The 18,222-nt window shown below is 42.8% G+C and carries 19 protein-coding genes; 15 read left to right on the forward strand and 4 right to left on the reverse strand.

From position 1 onward, the window contains the following. Positions 1-6: 6 nt before the first annotated feature. Positions 7-882: an RNA polymerase sigma factor RpoD/SigA gene (locus tag HY58_RS11200; RefSeq protein ID WP_216593796.1), complete on the reverse strand. Its 876-nt coding sequence runs from the start codon at positions 880-882 to the stop codon at positions 7-9. A gap of 311 nt (positions 883-1,193) precedes the next feature. Here HY58_RS11200 and HY58_RS11205 point away from each other — a divergent pair, with 311 nt between their 5' ends. Beyond that, on the forward strand, positions 1,194-1,574 hold the full coding sequence (locus HY58_RS11205; RefSeq protein ID WP_039131785.1) for an START-like domain-containing protein: 381 nt from the start codon (positions 1,194-1,196) through the stop codon (positions 1,572-1,574). On the opposite strand, the gene HY58_RS11210 is transcribed toward HY58_RS11205, so the two are convergent. Next, complete coding sequence (locus HY58_RS11210; RefSeq protein WP_039131786.1) at positions 1,571-2,167, reverse strand: hypothetical protein; 597 nt, start codon at positions 2,165-2,167, stop codon at positions 1,571-1,573. The two genes, HY58_RS11205 and HY58_RS11210, sit on opposite strands and share 4 nt — an antisense overlap. A 34-nt stretch (positions 2,168-2,201) precedes the next feature. Between HY58_RS11210 and HY58_RS11215 the strand changes: the two genes are divergently transcribed. The 6 genes from HY58_RS11215 to HY58_RS11240 all read left to right on the forward strand — a co-directional run bounded on the left by HY58_RS11215 (position 2,202) and on the right by HY58_RS11240 (position 7,971). Continuing rightward, a complete protein-coding gene (locus HY58_RS11215) occupies positions 2,202-3,650 on the forward strand; it encodes an LptF/LptG family permease (RefSeq protein WP_052324061.1) in 1,449 nt (482 codons plus the stop codon). Between the two features lie 19 nt (positions 3,651-3,669). Then, the gene (locus tag HY58_RS11220) at positions 3,670-4,434 is read left to right on the forward strand and encodes a superoxide dismutase (RefSeq protein WP_039132093.1); all 765 of its coding nucleotides are present in this window, start codon (positions 3,670-3,672) and stop codon (positions 4,432-4,434) included. Beyond that, positions 4,434-5,450 carry a cation diffusion facilitator family transporter gene (locus HY58_RS11225; protein ID WP_039131789.1) on the forward strand — a complete coding sequence of 339 codons (1,017 nt, stop codon included), beginning with the start codon at positions 4,434-4,436 and terminating at the stop codon, positions 5,448-5,450. The genes HY58_RS11220 and HY58_RS11225 overlap by 1 nt, the downstream gene beginning before the upstream one ends. A 24-nt stretch (positions 5,451-5,474) precedes the next feature. Further along, positions 5,475-6,848, forward strand: coding sequence for a dipeptidase (locus tag HY58_RS11230; RefSeq protein ID WP_039131792.1), 1,374 nt, complete (start codon positions 5,475-5,477; stop codon positions 6,846-6,848). 31 nt (positions 6,849-6,879) lie between these two features. After that, positions 6,880-7,260 carry an RNA-binding S4 domain-containing protein gene (locus tag HY58_RS11235; RefSeq protein WP_039131794.1) on the forward strand — a complete coding sequence of 127 codons (381 nt, stop codon included), beginning with the start codon at positions 6,880-6,882 and terminating at the stop codon, positions 7,258-7,260. A gap of 285 nt (positions 7,261-7,545) precedes the next feature. Continuing rightward, positions 7,546-7,971, forward strand: coding sequence for a hypothetical protein (locus HY58_RS11240; RefSeq protein ID WP_039131797.1), 426 nt, complete (start codon positions 7,546-7,548; stop codon positions 7,969-7,971). A 26-nt stretch (positions 7,972-7,997) separates the two neighbouring features. On the opposite strand, the gene HY58_RS11245 is transcribed toward HY58_RS11240, so the two are convergent. Further along, positions 7,998-9,053: a response regulator gene (locus HY58_RS11245; protein WP_039131799.1), complete on the reverse strand. Its 1,056-nt coding sequence runs from the start codon at positions 9,051-9,053 to the stop codon at positions 7,998-8,000. 151 nt (positions 9,054-9,204) lie between these two features. Here HY58_RS11245 and HY58_RS11250 point away from each other — a divergent pair, with 151 nt between their 5' ends. The 8 genes from HY58_RS11250 to HY58_RS11285 all read left to right on the forward strand — a co-directional run bounded on the left by HY58_RS11250 (position 9,205) and on the right by HY58_RS11285 (position 17,968). Beyond that, positions 9,205-11,589, forward strand: coding sequence for a heavy metal translocating P-type ATPase metal-binding domain-containing protein (locus tag HY58_RS11250; protein WP_253271549.1), 2,385 nt, complete (start codon positions 9,205-9,207; stop codon positions 11,587-11,589). A gap of 84 nt (positions 11,590-11,673) precedes the next feature. Further along, a complete protein-coding gene (ccoS, locus tag HY58_RS11255; protein ID WP_039131804.1) occupies positions 11,674-11,838 on the forward strand; it encodes a cbb3-type cytochrome oxidase assembly protein CcoS in 165 nt (54 codons plus the stop codon). Positions 11,839-11,858: 20 nt separating this feature from the next. Beyond that, the gene (ccoN, locus tag HY58_RS11260) at positions 11,859-13,982 is read left to right on the forward strand and encodes a cytochrome-c oxidase, cbb3-type subunit I (RefSeq protein WP_039131806.1); all 2,124 of its coding nucleotides are present in this window, start codon (positions 11,859-11,861) and stop codon (positions 13,980-13,982) included. Positions 13,983-13,999: 17 nt separating this feature from the next. Then, entirely contained in the window at positions 14,000-14,167 is a 168-nt protein-coding gene (locus HY58_RS11265) for a hypothetical protein (protein WP_039131808.1), read from the forward strand. Between the two features lie 22 nt (positions 14,168-14,189). Continuing rightward, positions 14,190-15,386, forward strand: a complete 1,197-nt coding sequence (locus HY58_RS11270) for a cbb3-type cytochrome c oxidase N-terminal domain-containing protein (protein ID WP_216593797.1) — start codon at positions 14,190-14,192, stop codon at positions 15,384-15,386. Positions 15,387-15,396: 10 nt separating this feature from the next. Continuing rightward, on the forward strand, positions 15,397-16,809 hold the full coding sequence (gene ccoG / locus HY58_RS11275) for a cytochrome c oxidase accessory protein CcoG (RefSeq protein ID WP_039131811.1): 1,413 nt from the start codon (positions 15,397-15,399) through the stop codon (positions 16,807-16,809). An 11-nt stretch (positions 16,810-16,820) separates the two neighbouring features. Next, positions 16,821-17,261: a FixH family protein gene (locus HY58_RS11280; protein WP_172644649.1), complete on the forward strand. Its 441-nt coding sequence runs from the start codon at positions 16,821-16,823 to the stop codon at positions 17,259-17,261. Beyond that, the gene (locus tag HY58_RS11285) at positions 17,261-17,968 is read left to right on the forward strand and encodes a sulfite exporter TauE/SafE family protein (protein WP_039131816.1); all 708 of its coding nucleotides are present in this window, start codon (positions 17,261-17,263) and stop codon (positions 17,966-17,968) included. The genes HY58_RS11280 and HY58_RS11285 overlap by 1 nt, the downstream gene beginning before the upstream one ends. Here the strand turns inward: HY58_RS11285 and HY58_RS11290 are convergent, their stop codons facing one another. Continuing rightward, positions 17,969-18,208 carry a hypothetical protein gene (locus tag HY58_RS11290; RefSeq protein WP_039131819.1) on the reverse strand — a complete coding sequence of 80 codons (240 nt, stop codon included), beginning with the start codon at positions 18,206-18,208 and terminating at the stop codon, positions 17,969-17,971. It lies immediately after the preceding gene. Positions 18,209-18,222 lie beyond the last annotated feature (14 nt).

The raw sequence follows: 18,222 nt of genomic DNA on the forward strand, positions 1-18,222 counted from the left end.
ATTTGATTACACACCTAGGTATGTCCGCAACTGTTTAGACCTTGAATTGGTTTGGAGTTTGGTGATGGCTTTGTCTTTGATCTGCCTTACCCTCTCTCTTGTGAGATTAAATTTTTCTCCAATATCTTCGAGGCTCATTGGATGATCTACCCCGATTCCAAAAAAGTAGCATATAACTTCCTTCTGACGCTCCGTTAATACCTGCATACTGCGATCTATTTCCTGTTTCAGACTTTCATCATGTTCAATATTTTTATCGGTGCGCTCAGCATTTGGATTTTCCATGGTATCCATCATGGTATTATCTTCCCCATCAGAAAGGGGCGTATCCATACTTACATGCCTTGCAGAGATACCAAGCGAAGCAGAAACCTCTTCGGTTTCCAATTCCAGATATTCAGCCAGTTCTTCAGGAGATGGCTCGCGTTCATATTCCTGCTCCAGCATCTGGTAGGCCTTCTGTATGCGGTTGGTGAGCCCAACTTTATTCAATGGCAACCGAACTATACGACTTTGCTCCGCAAGTGCCTGCAGAATACTCTGGCGAATCCACCATACGGCATAGGAAATGAATTTGAATCCCCTGGTTTCATCAAAACGCTGTGCCGCTTTGATCAACCCGAGATTACCCTCATTAATGAGATCGGGAAGTGATAGTCCCTGGTTCTGATATTGTTTTGAAACCGATACAACAAATCGAAGGTTTGCCCGGGTTAGCCGATCCAGCGCGCGCTGGTCGCCCTGACGGATTAGATGAGCCAGCCGGACTTCCTCTTCCGGACCGATAAGTTCTACTTTCCCGATCTCCTGCAGGTACTTTTCCAGGCTCTGGGATTCCCGGTTGGTGATAGATTTCGTGATCTTGAGTTGACGCATACTCATAGGTGGTGGTTTGAGGTTTATTTTCTAAGGTTTGTGGTTCGGTATTGCTAAAACGAATAAATGAGTAAAATCTTGCATAAGCCGGTATTACCCATTCCGGTCAACTCGCTACAGCAATTTAACATTAGCCTACGCCTTTTCCAAAAAAAGCTTGTGTAAAACGCTGCATTTCAGTGTTTTTACGGGGTTTTTGTATAGTTTCAAGGCCAGCTCCCTTTAACAAAAAATACTTCAGGTATTATTTTGCAGCGTCATATTATTTTCTATTATTGCATTGATTGTAATCCCTTAAGACAGATATTGATTGGAGAATGAGTAAGAAACTAAAGTATACGCTGGAATATCCCGTGAGGTGTTCACCTTCTATTCTATATGAATTTTTGAGCACACCGGCCGGCTTGCAGGAATGGTTTGCTGATAAAGTTGATGAAAGAGACCAGGTGTTCAGCTTTTCATGGAATGGGTCGATAGATAAAGCAGAAGTTCTTGAAAGTGAAGAAAATAGTTTTATCCGTTTTCACTGGCTCCACGCACCTAAAGAAGAGTTTTTTGAGTTCAGAATTGAGAAATCAGAAGTTACCAATCAAACCATTTTGGTGATAAATGATTTTGCAGATAAGAAAGAAATCAAAGACCAGAGCCAGTTGTGGGGCTACCAGGTTAAGGACCTGTTCCATCGTCTCGGAAATTAATCTTTCAGTAAATCCATCCAACTACTGAACCCTTTCAGCAGGAATGAAGGCGCTAGTTCATAATTGGCTACTGGTAATATCAGTGCCAGTTTAATGTATTCGTTCATTTCTGCAATACGGGTAAGTTCCGTTGGATGCAATTCTGAGAGCAACCTGTAATTATCGCTTCCAAAATGATGCTCCCACGGTGATGGATGAACGCATAAATGGGTTGCTGCTGGCGATCTATCTATATTTTTTACCACTTTATCTTTAAAATTCCCAGACACTTGTAATGTCACGGAGAAGAAATTTCCCCACCAGAATAAATGACGTATAGCAAGCGTAGCTCCTGGATCGAACACACGGGGAAAGTCGAGCATTACCCACGGTAATTCGCGGTATTGTTCTCCCCTTGAAATTTTTGGAGATTGTTTGCTGACTTCGGGAGGCAGCCTCGATTTATTTTCATTTATATAGTGTGTCTCATACCTGCTAATTGCCCCGAACATTTCGATGATCGATTTAATAGCACTGTTCTTCGTTAAAATGATGTCAGGATCCTGAACCATTTCCCTTTCCTTTGGGGAAAGCTGTATTTTTACCGCATCCATTGAATAAAGTTATCCAAAAACATTCCTCCACGCTGTGATAAAAAAACTCGATAAACTTATCCTCAAAGCCTTTATTGGGCCTTTTATCGCTACTTTTTTCATTACTGTATTTGTGCTTGTACTTCAGTTTTTCTGGCTTTACATTGATGATTTTGTTGGCAAGGGACTTGATCTGTTTACTATAGGGCAGGCAATCATTTATGTAGGGGCCACTGTTGTTCCACTGGCACTTCCCCTTGCCGTGTTATTATCATCTATCATGACCTTCGGAAACCTGGGAGAAACATTTGAACTGGTAGCGATAAAGTCTGCCGGTATACCTCTCCTGCGATTTATGCGGCCAATCATGTTTGTAAGTTTACTATTGTGTGGAGTAGCTTTCATGTTCAATAATTATCTTCTGCCGGTATCCAATCTCAAACTAAACCGGCTTAAATATGATATTATCAATAAGAAGCCTGCTTTTGATCTTAGAGAGGGCGCATTCTATACAAACATTCCGGGTTATGCCATTAAGGTGGGAAAAAAAGAAGCAGATGATTCAACCTTAAGGGATATCATCATTTTTGAGAAGGATTATAATCTACAGGACAATATTATCATAGCAAGGAAAGGAATCATGAAGGTTTCTGACGATAAGCGATTTCTTGAATTCAAACTCATGGATGGGTGGCGTAATACGGAAAGGGGTTCCCGAATGTCAACAAACACTGAGTATATAAGGCTTGGTTTTAAGGAGTTCAAGAAGGTGTTCGACCTTAGCAGTCTTCAGCTCACTAAAACGGAGGACAGCTTATTCCGTGATAATTATCAAATGCTAAGTGTCCGCCAGTTAGACAAAGCAATTGACTCATTGGAAACAATACATGATTTCTTCCGAAAAAAGATGATGACGGAACTTTCTTCTTCAATCCCCTTTCTACTTCATCTGGATACTGGTTATCGGAAACCAACAACCGAAGTTGCGGTTAAGTCGAGTAAAGATATAATTGCTGACACCATGTTTCCGGGTGTTAATGAAAGAGTGATATCTCAGCTCTCTGTTATCAAAAGCACACTGGAGATCAATAAAAGTGAATATGAGAATCGTTCCAAAAGTCTTCGTTTACACAAGATGGTATGGCATGAAAAATTCACCATGTCACTCGCCTGTTTTGTATTATTCCTGATAGGTGCCCCACTGGGTTCCATTATTCGGAAAGGCGGTATTGGAACGCCCCTGGTTTTCGCAGTGATATTCTTTGTGATATTTTTCCTGCTCAATAATTTCGGTAAAAAATTTGTGAAAGAAGCCGTGCTTGCGCCGGGATGGGGTATGTGGTTGGCAACATATATCCTATTACCCATTGGTGTATTTCTTGTATATAAGGCAATGCACGATTCGCAATTGTTCAACAAGGAGTTCTATTTCAGGACCTTCCGTAAGATCAGGCCCTGGTTTGAACGAATAAAAATTAGTCGCGGTGCTCCAGAACCGCAGTAACTTTAAAAAAATCAGTAGCATGAAATCAAATCCACAATCAAGGCGAGCATTTCTTCTTAATGGCACCAAGGCTTCTCTTGCATTCAGCATTGGAAGTACGGTAATTGGAAGTAGTCTATTGACCTCCTGCAAAACGGCCTCCAAGAACATTGCCAATCCATTCGTTACAGGTTTTGAGCAAAAGCCCTTACCCTACGATTACAAAACACTAGAGCCATATATCGATGCGCAAACAATGGAGATTCATTACACCAAACATGCGGCTGCATATACAAAGAACCTGAATGATGCAGCAATCGCAGAAGGAATTGATCGTTCCAAACCCCTGGAGCAGATTTTTGGAGGTATATCAAGAATGTCTGAGAAACTGCGAAATAATGCTGGTGGTCATTATAATCATGAATTGTTCTGGCAAAGTATGCGCGCTTCCCGGTCAGACAACAAACCGGGCGGAAGCCTGGCTTCCGCTCTGGAAAGTAAATTTGGATCCTTTGCTAATTTTAAATCAGTGTTCTCAGAAGCCGGGAAGAATCGTTTTGGCAGTGGCTGGGCATGGCTGGTACTTATGGGTGATAAGCAGCTCATCGTGACATCCACCCCAAACCAGGACAATCCTCTTATGGATGTGGCAGGCACAAGAGGTATTCCTTTGCTGGGGCTCGATGTGTGGGAGCATGCCTATTACCTGAAATACCAGAACAAGCGTGCAGATTATATTGACAACTGGTGGAATGTTGTGAATTGGGAATATATCCAGCAACGCTTTGATATGGCCATGAAATAATGGAGACGCAGAAAGAGAATTTCAGGGTACAGCAATGGGTGGTATTGGTAGCCGTTATATTATTTGGTCTTAAGATCGCCGCCTATTTTCTGACCCGCTCGGTTTCAATCCTCACAGATGCACTTGAAAGTACAGTGAATGTGATCTCTGGTTTCATCGGGCTATATAGTCTGTATGTTGCTTCCAAGCCCCGTGACATGGATCATCCTTACGGTCATGGAAAAGCTGAATTTATTTCAGCAGCAGTTGAAGGAACATTGATAATGATTGCCGGACTCATCATTATTTATGAGTCAATAAATAATTTCATACACCCACACCAACTTAAGCAGCTTGATACCGGTATGATACTGGTTGCAATTGCAGGAGTGGTGAATTATATAATGGGTTATATAGCAATAAGGCGTGGCCGAAAAAACAATTCACTGGCGCTCATGGCAAGCGGCAGGCATCTTCAATCAGATACATATTCTACCATCGGAATACTGATTGGAGTAGCATTAATATGGTTCACCGGTATACAGCTGATAGATAATATTGTGGCGATGATCTTTGCCTTTATCATCATATTTACCGGATACCGGATCTTGCGTGAATCTCTTGCCGGTATTATGGATGAGGCTGATGAAGAGTTACTGGGAAAGATGGTGGACACCCTCAATAAAGAGCGGCGAATACATTGGATAGACCTCCATAATTTGCGGGTCATCAAGTATGGAAGTATTCTTCATGTTGACTGCCACCTTACTGTTCCATGGTACCTGAATGTACGGGAAGCTCATGTAGAAGTGGAAGCTTTGAGCAAACGCATAAGAGAAGAATTCGGAGATACCATTGAGCTATTTGTACATTCTGACGGATGCCTGGAATTTTCCTGCCCAATCTGCGCAAAAGCTGATTGCACCGTCAGGAAACATCCCTTTGAAAAAAGAATTGAGTGGACTATTGAGAACATATTATCAGATGAAAAACATAAGCTTCCCGGCACATCGGATGCTTTGAATAAATCCACCTAAATTAGTGGCGATAAAAAGACGAACATGAACGCATGGAAAGAATACCAGGAACAACATAAAGAAAGGTTTCTGAACGAGTTACTCGAATTATTGAGAATTCCCAGTGTTAGTGCCCGAAGTGAGCACAAAACAGATATGGTCAAATGCGCCGAAGCAGTGAGGAGCAGTCTTAATAACGCGGGGGCAACCAAAGTAACTATTTATGAAACTCCGGGGCATCCTATTGTATACGGCGAGCTGATAACTGACCCCGCAAAGCCCACTGTACTGGTATATGGTCATTATGATGTTCAGCCGCCAGATCCTCTGGAGCTCTGGAACAGCGGCCCCTTTGAGCCTGTAATAAAAGATGGGAAGATCTATGCAAGAGGAGCCTGTGACGATAAAGGCCAGTTCTATATGCATGTGAAAGCAATGGAAACAATGGTGGCGGGTGGCGAGATGCCGACCAATATTAAGTTTCTGATTGAAGGTGAAGAAGAAGTTGGATCCCCTAACCTGGCTGAATTTGTGAAAGCCAATAAAGGTCTGCTTGATGCAGATGTTATCCTGATCAGTGATACAGCCATGATCAGTATGGATACCCCTTCCATTGATATTGGCGTGCGTGGTTTATCATATATAGAAGTTGAAGTAACCGGGGCAAACCGCGATCTGCATAGTGGAGTTTATGGAGGAGCTGTAGCTAACCCAATAACCATCCTGGCACAGATGATTGCTTCACTGCATGATGAAAATAATCATGTTACTATTCCCGGTTTTTATGATGACGTGGTGGAAGCAACAACGGAAGAAAGGGAACTGATGGCGAAAGCTCCATTTAATGAGGACGATTTCAGGAAAGACCTGGGTGTGAAGGCACTATGGGGTGAAAAAGGATATACCACTAATGAGCGCACAGGCATACGCCCCACCCTTGAGCTTAATGGAATATGGGGTGGCTATACAGGTGAAGGTGCTAAAACTGTACTTCCCTCAAAAGCATATGCAAAGATCTCCTGCAGGTTGGTTCCAGACCAGCAGAGTGACAAGATCACTAAATTGCTGATAGATCATCTGCTTTCCATCGCTCCTGATAATGTAAGTGTAAAAGCTTCACTACACCATGGCGGCGAACCATACATGACACCAATAGATTCGGATGGCTATAAAGCGGCTGCTAAGGCCATAGAGGCCACTTTCGGCAAGAAGCCCATTCCCGTTCGGGGGGGTGGAAGTATTCCTATCTGCGCACTTTTCGAAAAAGAATTGGGACTTAAGATCGTATTTATGGGATTTGGACTGGATAGTGATAATCTGCATTCTCCCAATGAAAAATATGACCTTGTAAACTATTATAAGGGCATAGAGACCATACCCTATTTCCATACCTATTTCGCAGAATTGCTGGAACATTAAAAACTGATAAAGCCAATTATTCAGTAATTAAATGGAAAAAATCAGACTCGACAAATATCTTTGGTCCATCCGCCTTTTCAAGACCCGGAGTATAGCTTCGGAGGCTATTGATAAGGGGAGGGTAAAAATGGACGGAGTTGCGGTGAAGGCATCCAGGGCCGTAGCAATAGGTGATGAATATGAGGTCAGGACCGAGGCCCGCAAATGGGTAATCAGGGTGGCTGACCTTCTCAGCAAACGTGTACAGTACAGCGAGGCCATTAAATTCTATGAAGACCTTACTCCTGAGGAAGAACTGGAAAGAATAAGCTTCCAGGCAGCCAGCTTTCATACCGGAAAGCGGTTGAGCAAAGTAGGCAGGCCCACCAAGAAAGATCGCCGCGATATGGACAATTTTACCACAGAAGACTGATATACCTAATATACCTGATTTTCTTCCCATCTGCCCCGGTACAGAGTTACCCCTAAGGCTGATAAAAGTCAACCCATGACACTCTTCAAGTCATGATTTAGGGCTTCCCATAAGGATATTTTTGTGACGGTGATAAGATCATGTAAGCCTTCGGCTACAGGAAATCCACAGCTTAATGCAGCTGATTTTCGGGTACTGGAACTGAACTGATCATCAACCCAAGCAGGAATAAGGAAACAATAAACTGAGCGAAATCAGATGTATTTATCTATTAATTGGAAAGTTATGACCATTCAGATAGCTGAAACCCGACACCTTAAGGAAGTACAGCAGGATTTTAATAACTACTTTCCTTTCCTGAAGATCGAATTCTTCCGGAAACAGCATGGTGTTGAAAAACCTTCACCCGCGCAGAGGATGTTTGCTCATACCCTGAAGATTGGAGATGTGCGTATTACCAAAGAGGAAGGTGAACTGGAGGTGGAACCTGCAATGACAGTAGCTGAACTTGAACAGAATTTATGGAAGCGGTTTGGTTTGGCAGTGCAGGTATTCCGAAAGTCTGGCAATCTCTGGCTGGAAACAACTATGACTGACAAATGGACACTTCGCCAACAGAATGATCATGGCCGTGAGATAAGCAGTCCTAACAATACTAACCCTAAACCTGCTGCTGCTGAGGATTTCGAATTGCAGCGGGGAGAAGACTAATAACGGTCAATTATATATCAGGTGGCTCAGTATAATAAATTACTGAGTTTGGCAAGATCAGTAATGCGGATCTTGCCTTCTTTTATTTCAATAAGTTTCTCCGATTTAAAATCGCTCAGCGTCCGGATAAGTGATTCAGTTGCTGTACCAACATATTGGGCTATATCTTCCCGGGAAATGTCGATGGGCACAGGTTCTGATCCGGCGTTAAATTTATGCTGGATATCTACCAGGGCCTTGGCCACCCGTTTGCGCAGAGAGTCATAGGCCAGGTGAAGAAGGCGGTCTTCCTTATCTTTTACATTCCCGGTAATGAGCTTTATGAATTTGCCTGCTATGGTCATATCATTGAATACAGCCTGCAGGAAATCCTCGCGTGGAATCATAGCCAGCTCTGCTTCTTCCAGTACTTCAGCGGTATCTTCATAAGTGCTGTTCTCCAGTAAAGCAACATAACCTATATAATCACCCGTACTATACAGATTGGTTATATATTCCTTACCATCCTCATGCAGGCGGTATGCCTTCACCTTACCGGATTTTAAATAGTATAGGTATTTAGGTCTTTTACCCTCACTGTAGACCTGCTGTCTTTTTGAAAGAAATTCTGTCTCATATTGTTCCGGATCCATATGCATGAATCCCGATTCCTTAAGATCCTGCATAAGTTCATTCATCCCCTTTTCTGTACCTGTATATTTATGCTGAAGTATATCCTGCTTCTTCAGGCGGATCTCTATTGCATTAAGTAATTCTATATCATCGAAAGGCTTTGTAATAAAATCGTCGGCTCCCATTTCCATTCCTTTCCTGAAATCACTTCTCTCCACTTTGGCCGTAAGAAAGATGAAAGGCACATGCTCCGTTTCGGGATTCTTTCGCAGGAGATGTAGTACTCCGTAACCATCAAGCTCGGGCATCATAATATCGCAAACTACCAGATCAGGCTTCTCAACAAGGGCGAGCTCCACTCCTTTTTTGCCATTCTCGGCTGTAAAGGCATGGTATCCCCCCAGTGTGAGTATTTCAGCAATATTTTCACGGATCTCATTGTGGTCGTCGATGATCAGAATACGTTTCATCCCGAGTATTTAAATTGAAAAAGTTGCAAAATGTTTGATTTGCAGCCTCAAATAAACGAAAATGCGGTGATTGAGAAAAATCAGTTCCTACCCTGAATCTAATCACTACCACTGAAAACGCTTAAATTTAGTTTAGCGCAAAATATTTTGGGTGCCTATAGCTGTAAATAAAATGACCGCCTGTTATCACTGCGGAGAAGATTGTATTGATGGTTATATTCTTCATGAAGAACAACCATTCTGTTGTGAAGGCTGCAAAACCGTATACCAACTTCTAAGCCACAATGGGCTCTGTGATTACTATGACCTTAACGCCAACCCGGGCCAGAGCCTTCGGAAGCCAATCAGAAAAGACAAATTCTCTTACCTTGAAGACGATAAGATCCAGCAACAATTAATAAGCTTCAGGAATGAAGAACAGACTCATATTAATTTTTACCTTCCACACATTCATTGCAGTTCCTGCCTTTACCTTCTTGAAAACCTGCATAAGCTTAACAGGGCTGTTGTACGAACCACTGTAAATTTTTCACAAAAGGAGGTTGATATCATTTTTAATCATGGCAAAACAAACCTACGCGAAGTAGCGGAATTGCTCACCAATATTGGATATGAACCATATATTTCACTTAACCAGCTGAAGGATAAAAAACCGCGGTTGCCAAGAACGATGATCTATCAACTTGGTGTTGCGGGCTTCTGTTTTGTGAATATCATGCTGATGAGTTTCCCGGAATACCTGGGACTTGAATCTGCTGAGAAGCACCTGCAATACGCCTTCCGATATCTTAACCTTATTCTTGCTTTACCCGTACTCCTCTTCAGTGCCCAACCTTTTTACGAATCAGCCTGGAAAAGCCTGCAGCACCGGTTTCTGAATATTGACGCGCCCATTGTGCTCGCTATATGGGTAACCTTTTTCCGAAGCATTTTTGAGGTACTTACAGATACCGGCAGTGGTTATTTCGATTCTTTTGCCGGAATTGTTTTCTTCATGCTTATTGGTCGCGTATTACAGGATAAAACTTACCAGCAATTATCTTTTGAGCGCGACTATACCGCATATTTTCCCATTGCTATCACGGTACTTAAGGAGGATAAAGAATTACCTACCGCGCTGCCCGATATCAAAGCCGGTGATACTTTACTTATACATAATGAAGAACTGGTTCCTGCAGATGGTATTCTAACCCGGGGAAAAGCTTTTATCGATTATAGTTTTGTGACTGGTGAATCATTACCTGTTCTTAAGGAAATGGGGGAGATCATTTACGCGGGGGGCAAACAAACAGGTGGTAATATGGAACTACTTGTAGTAAAAGAAGTATCACAAAGCTACCTAACACGGTTGTGGAACCAGGGCGATGAAAAATCAACGGAAGAAAAAGGGGTATCATTTGTACATCTGCTAAGCAGGTATTTCACCTATATAGTATTTACCATCGCAACTATCAGTGCGATTTACTGGAGCATATTTGACAGCAGCCGAATCTGGCCGGCAGTTACAGCAATATTGATCATAGCCTGTCCATGTGCACTTCTCCTGTCTAACAGTTTCACCAATGGGAATATCCTTAGAATCCTGGGGAGAAATAAGCTTTACCTGCGCAATGCCCAGGCCATTGAGGAAATGGCGACCATTGACCATATAGTTTTTGATAAAACCGGAACACTTACCACTACCCAGCAGCATGATATCGCATTTGAAGGAGAACCTCTTTCCAAAGTTGATCGGGAAGCTGTTTCAGCGCTGGCCTCTCAATCGGGGCATCCACTCAGCAAAGCCCTGGTAAAGCAACTAGGCAGAAACCACCTTACAGTTGAGGGATTTCGCGACCATACCGGTAAGGGCATTGAGGGTATGGTCAATGGTGTTTTATATGCGCTAGGCTCCCATACTTATTTAACGGGACAAGAAGGCAGCTCTGAAGGAACCAGGGTTTACCTGGCCAAGGGAAAAAGCATATGTGGCTATTTCAGTTTCCGCAATCATTACCGCGATACGGTGTATGAGTTGCTTCGTGACCTGCGTACAGAACATAAAATTTCTGTTATTTCAGGAGATAATCCAGGCGAAAGACAGGCATTAGAAAAACTTGCAGGCCGGAACACTACCATTCTTTTCAACCAGAAACCACATGATAAACTTGCCTATATCAAACACCTTCAGAGGCGGGGTAAGAAAGTCATGATGGTTGGCGATGGACTTAATGATGCCATTGCCATGCGTGAAAGCAACCTGGGGATTGCGTTAGCAGAAGATACCAACAGCTTTACTCCTGCAAGTGATGGCATTATGGAGTCAATGCAACTGGGTAAACTTCATCGCTTCATCAAACTGAGCAGAGCAAACAGGATGATCGTTATGGCGAGCTTTGTTATGAGCATTGTTTATAATATAATAGGGCTTTCCTTCGCGGTTCAGGGTGATCTAAGCCCGCTGGTTGCAGCCATTCTTATGCCTGCCAGCTCTCTAAGTATCATTGCACTCACTTTTAGCGCTACCAATCTCACCGCCAGGTGGCTTAAACTATGACGGTGAGTAAAATCACCTGAATTTGTGAGTATGATCATAATTCTCACTATGCGCTGAAGATACTTTTACAAAAATTTACCAGGCATGGGTGTAATCATATTGCTTCTAATTGCAAGTATCGCTGTTGCGGCGATATTCCTGCTCGGATTTATATGGAGCGTCAAAGACGGTCAATATGAAGATGAGTTTTCTCCTCCGGTCAGAATGCTATTCGATGATAAACCCGGCAATGATAGTCCAGAAAAATAACCTGATAAACAGTCCCTCTTATGCAGATTGAAAAGTTCAGTTACGACAACAAGATCGTTAAATGGTTCGCCTTTGCTACCATGTTATGGGGCATTGTGGGAATGCTGGCTGGCCTCTGGGCCTCCATCTCCTTATTTTATCCAGGCATCAACCTCAACTATGCTCCAACCACTTTTGGCAGAATGAGACCTGTTCACACCAATGCGGTAATATTTGCCTTTGTTGGGAATGGCATATTCATGGGAGTTTATTATTCACTGCAACGGCTCTGTAAAGCCAGGATGTATAGTGACCTCTTAAGTAAAATCCATTTCTGGGGATGGCAGGGTATAATATTAGTAGGGGCACTGACCCTCTGGGCAGGTTTTACTACCGGCAAAGAATATGCGGAACTTGAGTGGCCGGTTGATATTGCCATTACCCTTGTATGGGTAATTTTTGGAATCAACATGTTTGGCACCATTCTAAAGCGCCGTGAAAGTCATCTTTATGTTGCCATTTGGTTCTACATTGCTACCTGGGTAACCGTGGCGATGTTACACATCGTTAATAGCTTTGAGATCCCGGTTACTCTTTTCAAAAGCTATAGCTGGTATGCAGGTGTTCAGGATGCTTTAGTGCAATGGTGGTATGGTCATAATGCGGTTGCGTTTTTCCTGACTACCCCTTACCTCGGACTGATGTATTATTTCCTGCCAAAGGCCGCCAACAGGCCTGTTTATTCATACAGACTTTCCATCATTCACTTCTGGGCCCTGATCTTCATGTATATATGGGCTGGCCCGCACCATCTTCTTTATACTGCATTACCTGACTGGGCACAATCTCTCGGAGTGGTATTCTCTGTTATGTTGATTGCACCTTCATGGGGAGGTATGCTGAATGGATTGTTCACACTTCGTGGTGCCTGGGACAAGGTGAGGGAAGAACCGGTATTAAAGTTCCTTGTAGTTGCGGTTACCTGTTATGGTATGGCCACATTTGAAGGCCCCATGCTAAGCCTTAAAAATGTAAATGCCATTGCCCATTTTACTGACTGGATAATTGCACACGTGCATGTTGGTGCATTGGGATGGAATGGGTTCCTGACGTTTGGAGTATTATACTGGTTAATTCCACGCATGTACAATACCCCACTTTATTCCAAAAAACTGGCAGGCACCCATTTCTGGATTGGTACAATAGGAATTGTATTGTATGCAATTCCACTTTACTGGGCTGGTTTTACCCAGAGTATGATGTGGAAGAACTTTACAGAAGAAGGTCAATTGAAATTCCAGTTTTTGGAAACAGTAACAAACATCATCCCCATGTATATCACGAGGAGCATAGGTGGTACGCTTTACCTTGCCGGTGCCATTGTGATGGTGTATAACCTCTATAAAACAATGAAGGCAGGAAGCTTTGTGGCCAATGAAGAAGTAGAAGCCGCGCCTTTGCCAAAAGTCATTGCTACCCATGGCAAAGAGCACTGGCATCGTTGGATTGAGAAGAGACCTATTCAAATGCTTGTTTTCAGTTTTATTGCTGTTGCAATTGGAGGCGTGCTTGAATTTGTTCCTGCTTTTCTTATAAAAAGCAATGTTCCCACTATCTCAAGTGTAAAGCCGTACACCGCTCTGGAGCTTCATGGTAGGGATATTTACATTAGGGAAGGATGCTATACCTGTCATTCCCAGATGATAAGACCATTCCGCGATGAAGTGGCGCGTTATGGCGAATATTCAAAAGCAGGAGAGTTTGTTTACGATCATCCGTTCCAGTGGGGCTCAAAGCGCACCGGACCCGACCTGGCTCGTCAGGGTGGGAAGTACCCCGATAGCTGGCATTACAATCATATGCTGGATCCGCAATCAATGAGCCCCGGCTCAATTATGCCATCCTACACCTGGTTGTTTGATGACAAGATCGACACCTCCAGAACACCTGCAATGATCAGAGCCATGCAGACCCTTGGCGTTCCTTATGAGGAAGGTTATGCCAAGAAGGCAAACAAAGATCTCATGAACCAGGCCAATGGCATTCGGATAAACCTCAAGATGGAGAAAATTGAAACTGCAAAAGATGCAGAGATCGTGGCATTAATAGCATACCTGCAGCGACTTGGAAAAGATATTAAAGGAGCGCAGGTAGCTGAAAAATAATCGCAAATAATTACAACATGAAATTCATCAACTATCTCGAATCAATATCAGGTATCAGCATATTTGGACTGAGTTCACTATTGATCTTCAGTGTAATATTCCTTCTGGTACTGATATGGACCATAAAGGCTGACAAAAAACTTATTGACGAGATCAGCAATATACCCTTAGACAAGAACAACTAGACAAACTCATAAAACAACCGGTATGTTTTTTAGCAATAAAGCAATGTTGATGCTGCAACGCACTGGCAAAACAGGAATAATGCTGATGGCATTGCTTACAGCATCCCAAACTCTTTGGGCAAAAGGTGCAACGGGACCAAAGGCTGAGAACAGCCTTGAAAATCCGCTGGCATTAACACTTCTGATTATTATCGGAGCACTTGCTCTGGTAAATATTCTGCTGGCCTGGGTAGTAAATGGTGCTGCAGATATTTTCATTACAAAATACAGGCAGTCGCGGACAAGTGGAACAGGAGCTGCGATACTAATCTTTTTCCTTACGCTTTTATCAGGTGAATCTATTGCACAGGAGGCGGCGGCAGTTACTGCTGCAACTGTACCAACAAGCGTTGGCGGCCTTGACAAACTGACCTTCGGCTTCATGGTGGGTATAATATTCATGGAGCTGATCAGTATTCTATATATGTTATACAACCTTCAGTTATTGCTTCGGAGGGAAAAGATTGTTACAGAAGAAGAGAAAGTTGCCAAAGCAAAAGCCAAAGCTGCCAAAGGGAACTGGTGGACAAAACTTAACAGTTTCAAGCCACTTGAAAAAGAATCCGATATCGATCTTGGTCATGATTATGATGGAATCAGGGAACTGGATAATAACCTGCCGCCATGGTGGCTTTATGGATTCTATGCCTGTATCCTTTTTTCCGTGATCTATCTCTGGAGATTCCATGTTACGCATAGTGCTCCATCAACAATACAGGAATATGAGATTGAAGTGGCGAGGGCGGAAAAGCAACAAGAGGAGTTTTTGAAGAAATCAGCGAATAAGGTTGATGAAAATACCGTGGTGATGCTTGATGCGGGCGCTATAGCGGCAGGTAAAGCCTCATATATTACCAACTGTGCAGCTTGTCACGGACAGGCGGGAGAAGGCACTGTAGGTCCGAATCTTACAGACGATTACTGGTTACATGGTGGCAGGATCAATGATATCTTTAAGACAATTAAATATGGTGTTCCGGAAAAAGGAATGCGTGCATGGCAGGAAGACTTCAGCCCTATGCAAATAGCCCAGCTATCCAGCTATATAAAATCCATCAAAGGATCGAACCCGGCAAATCCTAAAGCTCAACAGGGTGACCTTTATATGGAAGCGCCTGCTACAGATTCAACAGCAGCCCCGGTTAAAGATTCAGCGGCAGTCACTAAAACGGCTCAGTAAATAAAAAGGAATGTCAACAACGGAAAAGGAAATACGGAATGAAAGCAGTTTTCGTGACAGGATAGCAACGGTGGATGCCAGAGGCAAACGCAAATGGGTGTTTGCACAAAAACCTAAAGGTCGTTTTACCAATTACAGAACATATGTAAGCTGGTTTTTCTTTTTTGTTTTTATTGCCCTTCCATTCATTAAATATAATGGAAGACCACTTTTCCTTTTCAATATTCCTGAGGCCAAATTCATCATATTCGGCAAGGTGTTCTGGCCTCAGGATTTTTTCATATTTGGGTTAACGATGGTTGCATTTGTGATATTTATTGTATTGTTCACGGCAGCCTTCGGAAGACTTTTCTGCGGGTGGATTTGTCCCCAAACAATATTCATGGAGATGGTATTCCGCAAAATAGAGTATGCCATCGAAGGAGATGCCACGGAGCAGAAACTACTTTCCAAATCGTCCTGGAACACCAATAAGATCATCAAAAAATCAACCAAACACCTGGTTTTTTTCCTGATGTCTTTTCTCATTGCCAATTTTTTTCTTTCTTATATAATTGGTGTGGATGCATTATGGACTATCATAACCGGACGCGTTTCAGAACATCTTGGAGGTCTTGCGTCCATTATGATCTTCTCAGCAGTTTTTTATGCCGTATATGCTTTCTTCCGTGAACAGGCATGCACGGTTGTTTGTCCGTACGGAAGGCTTCAGGGCGTGTTACTTGACAGAAATTCCCTGATTGTGGCATATGACTATAAAAGAGGGGAACCAAGGGGGAAAGTCAAAGAAAAAGAATCCCTCCATCTTGGTGATTGTATTGATTGCTTACAATGCGTAAAGGTTTGTCCCACAGGTATCGATATCCGTAATGGCACTCAACTCGAATGTGTGAATTGTACTGCGTGTATTGATGCCTGTGACAATATAATGGACAAAATAGGAAGGCCGCGGGGATTGATACGTTATGCTTCAGAAAATGGAATTGAAAACCGGGAGACACTAAAATATACTACCCGAATGAAGCTTTATACAGCTTTATTGTTGGTTTTGCTGGTAATCTTAACTACGCTACTGGTGACCCGTAAAGATGTGGATGCAACCATCATGAGAACGCCGGGAATGCTTTACCAGGAAAGGGGCAATGATAGTATAAGCAATCTTTACAACATAAAAGTCGTAAATAAAACGATGGCAGATATTCCATTAACAGTGAGGCTGGAGAGAGCTGATGGAAAAGTTGAGATAATTGGAGGTGGCCCCGTAATTGTTAAACAGGAAGGCCAGGGTTCTGGATCATTTTTTATAGTACTTCCACGAAAGGCGATATTTGATAGAAAAACATTGATACCACTCGGACTTTACGAAGGGGAAAAGAAGATCGCAGTATTAAAAACAAATTTCCTGGGACCGGTGGCACCATAAATTATATGAACATGAATTTCGGACATAAAATACTATTGACTTTTATAGCATTTGCATTATTGATGGGAACCTTGGTATACATGAGTCTTCAAACCGAATTTGAATTGGTATCTAAGGATTATTACAAAGAAGAGTTGGCATACCAGGATGTAATAGATGCCACCGACAATGCAAAATCACTGGAAACAAGCGTTTCTATAAGACAAGAGCATGACAGCATAATCTTGCACATGCCGGAAGAAATGAAGGGGTTGGACCTGATTGGCGATGTATATTTCTATTGTGCTGCCGATTCTAAGAGAGATCGTAAAATAGCTCTCCAGGCTGATAAAGAGGGTTTACAGCGATTTGCAGTAGGAAAGGATGTACAGCCTGCAGCATATCGTGTAAGAGTGAACTGGAATGCTGAAGGAAAACAATTTTATAATGACAGCTTCCTGCAGGTACAATAATGAATATTGAAATACTTATAGCCGGATTAAGCCTGGGGCTGATTAGCAGTTTCCACTGTGTGGGGATGTGTGGCCCCATAGCTTTTGCCTTACCAGTTCAGCATCTTAGCAGCTTAAGCAGGCATTTGGCTATAATAAATTATCATCTTGGGAGGGTACTGACCTATTCAATTCTTGGTGCCATTTTCGGTATAATGGGAAGGCAAATTTATCTTGCCGGATTCCAGCAGTGGTTCTCGATTGTGTTGGGGGTGGTTGTTCTTTTTTTATTGATAGGCTATGGAAGTTCTAGGACGCGTATTCAACCTTCAATTTTCAAAAAACTACAGTATAAGGTTCAGGAGTGGATGGCGATGCTATTAAAAGATAGCAGACCGGGAGCCTTCCTTTTTCTCGGTATGGCAAATGGTTTATTGCCCTGTGGAATGGTATACCTGGCAATAGCGGGGGCATTAAGCAGCAGTGAAATTACGGATGGCATATTATTCATGGCTGCATTTGGCTCGGGTACTCTCCCGGCAATGGTTGCCCTGAGCATGTTTGGTCACCTCGCAAGTATAAGTATGCGTAATAATATCCGTAAGCTAACACCATACGTGATCGCTACGATGGGTATCTTACTCATACTTCGTGGTTTGAACCTTGGAATACCTTTTATAAGCCCGGTGCTGGAAGCTGCCCGGCCTGAATCAGCGGCTTGCCACTGATTAAAACAAGCCCAGTGTTTCCTTCTGCCTGTCTGCATATCCCCATTCTTCCCCGTCTTCCAGTTCCCTTACCGGTACTGAATCATCCTTTAAGACAGTAAATACCAACCACAATACAACCAGAGGTGAAAGCGTAAAAAGGATGGTTACCAATCCTGACCCGGCACCCAGTACGTACAAGATAATATACACCAAAAGGTATAAGGTCGCAATTATTGCCACTATGACGCTTCTGTTCATATACAGGAAATGCA

This window comes from Flavihumibacter sp. ZG627 (assembly GCF_000814325.1).
Lineage (GTDB): Bacteria > Bacteroidota > Bacteroidia > Chitinophagales > Chitinophagaceae > Flavihumibacter.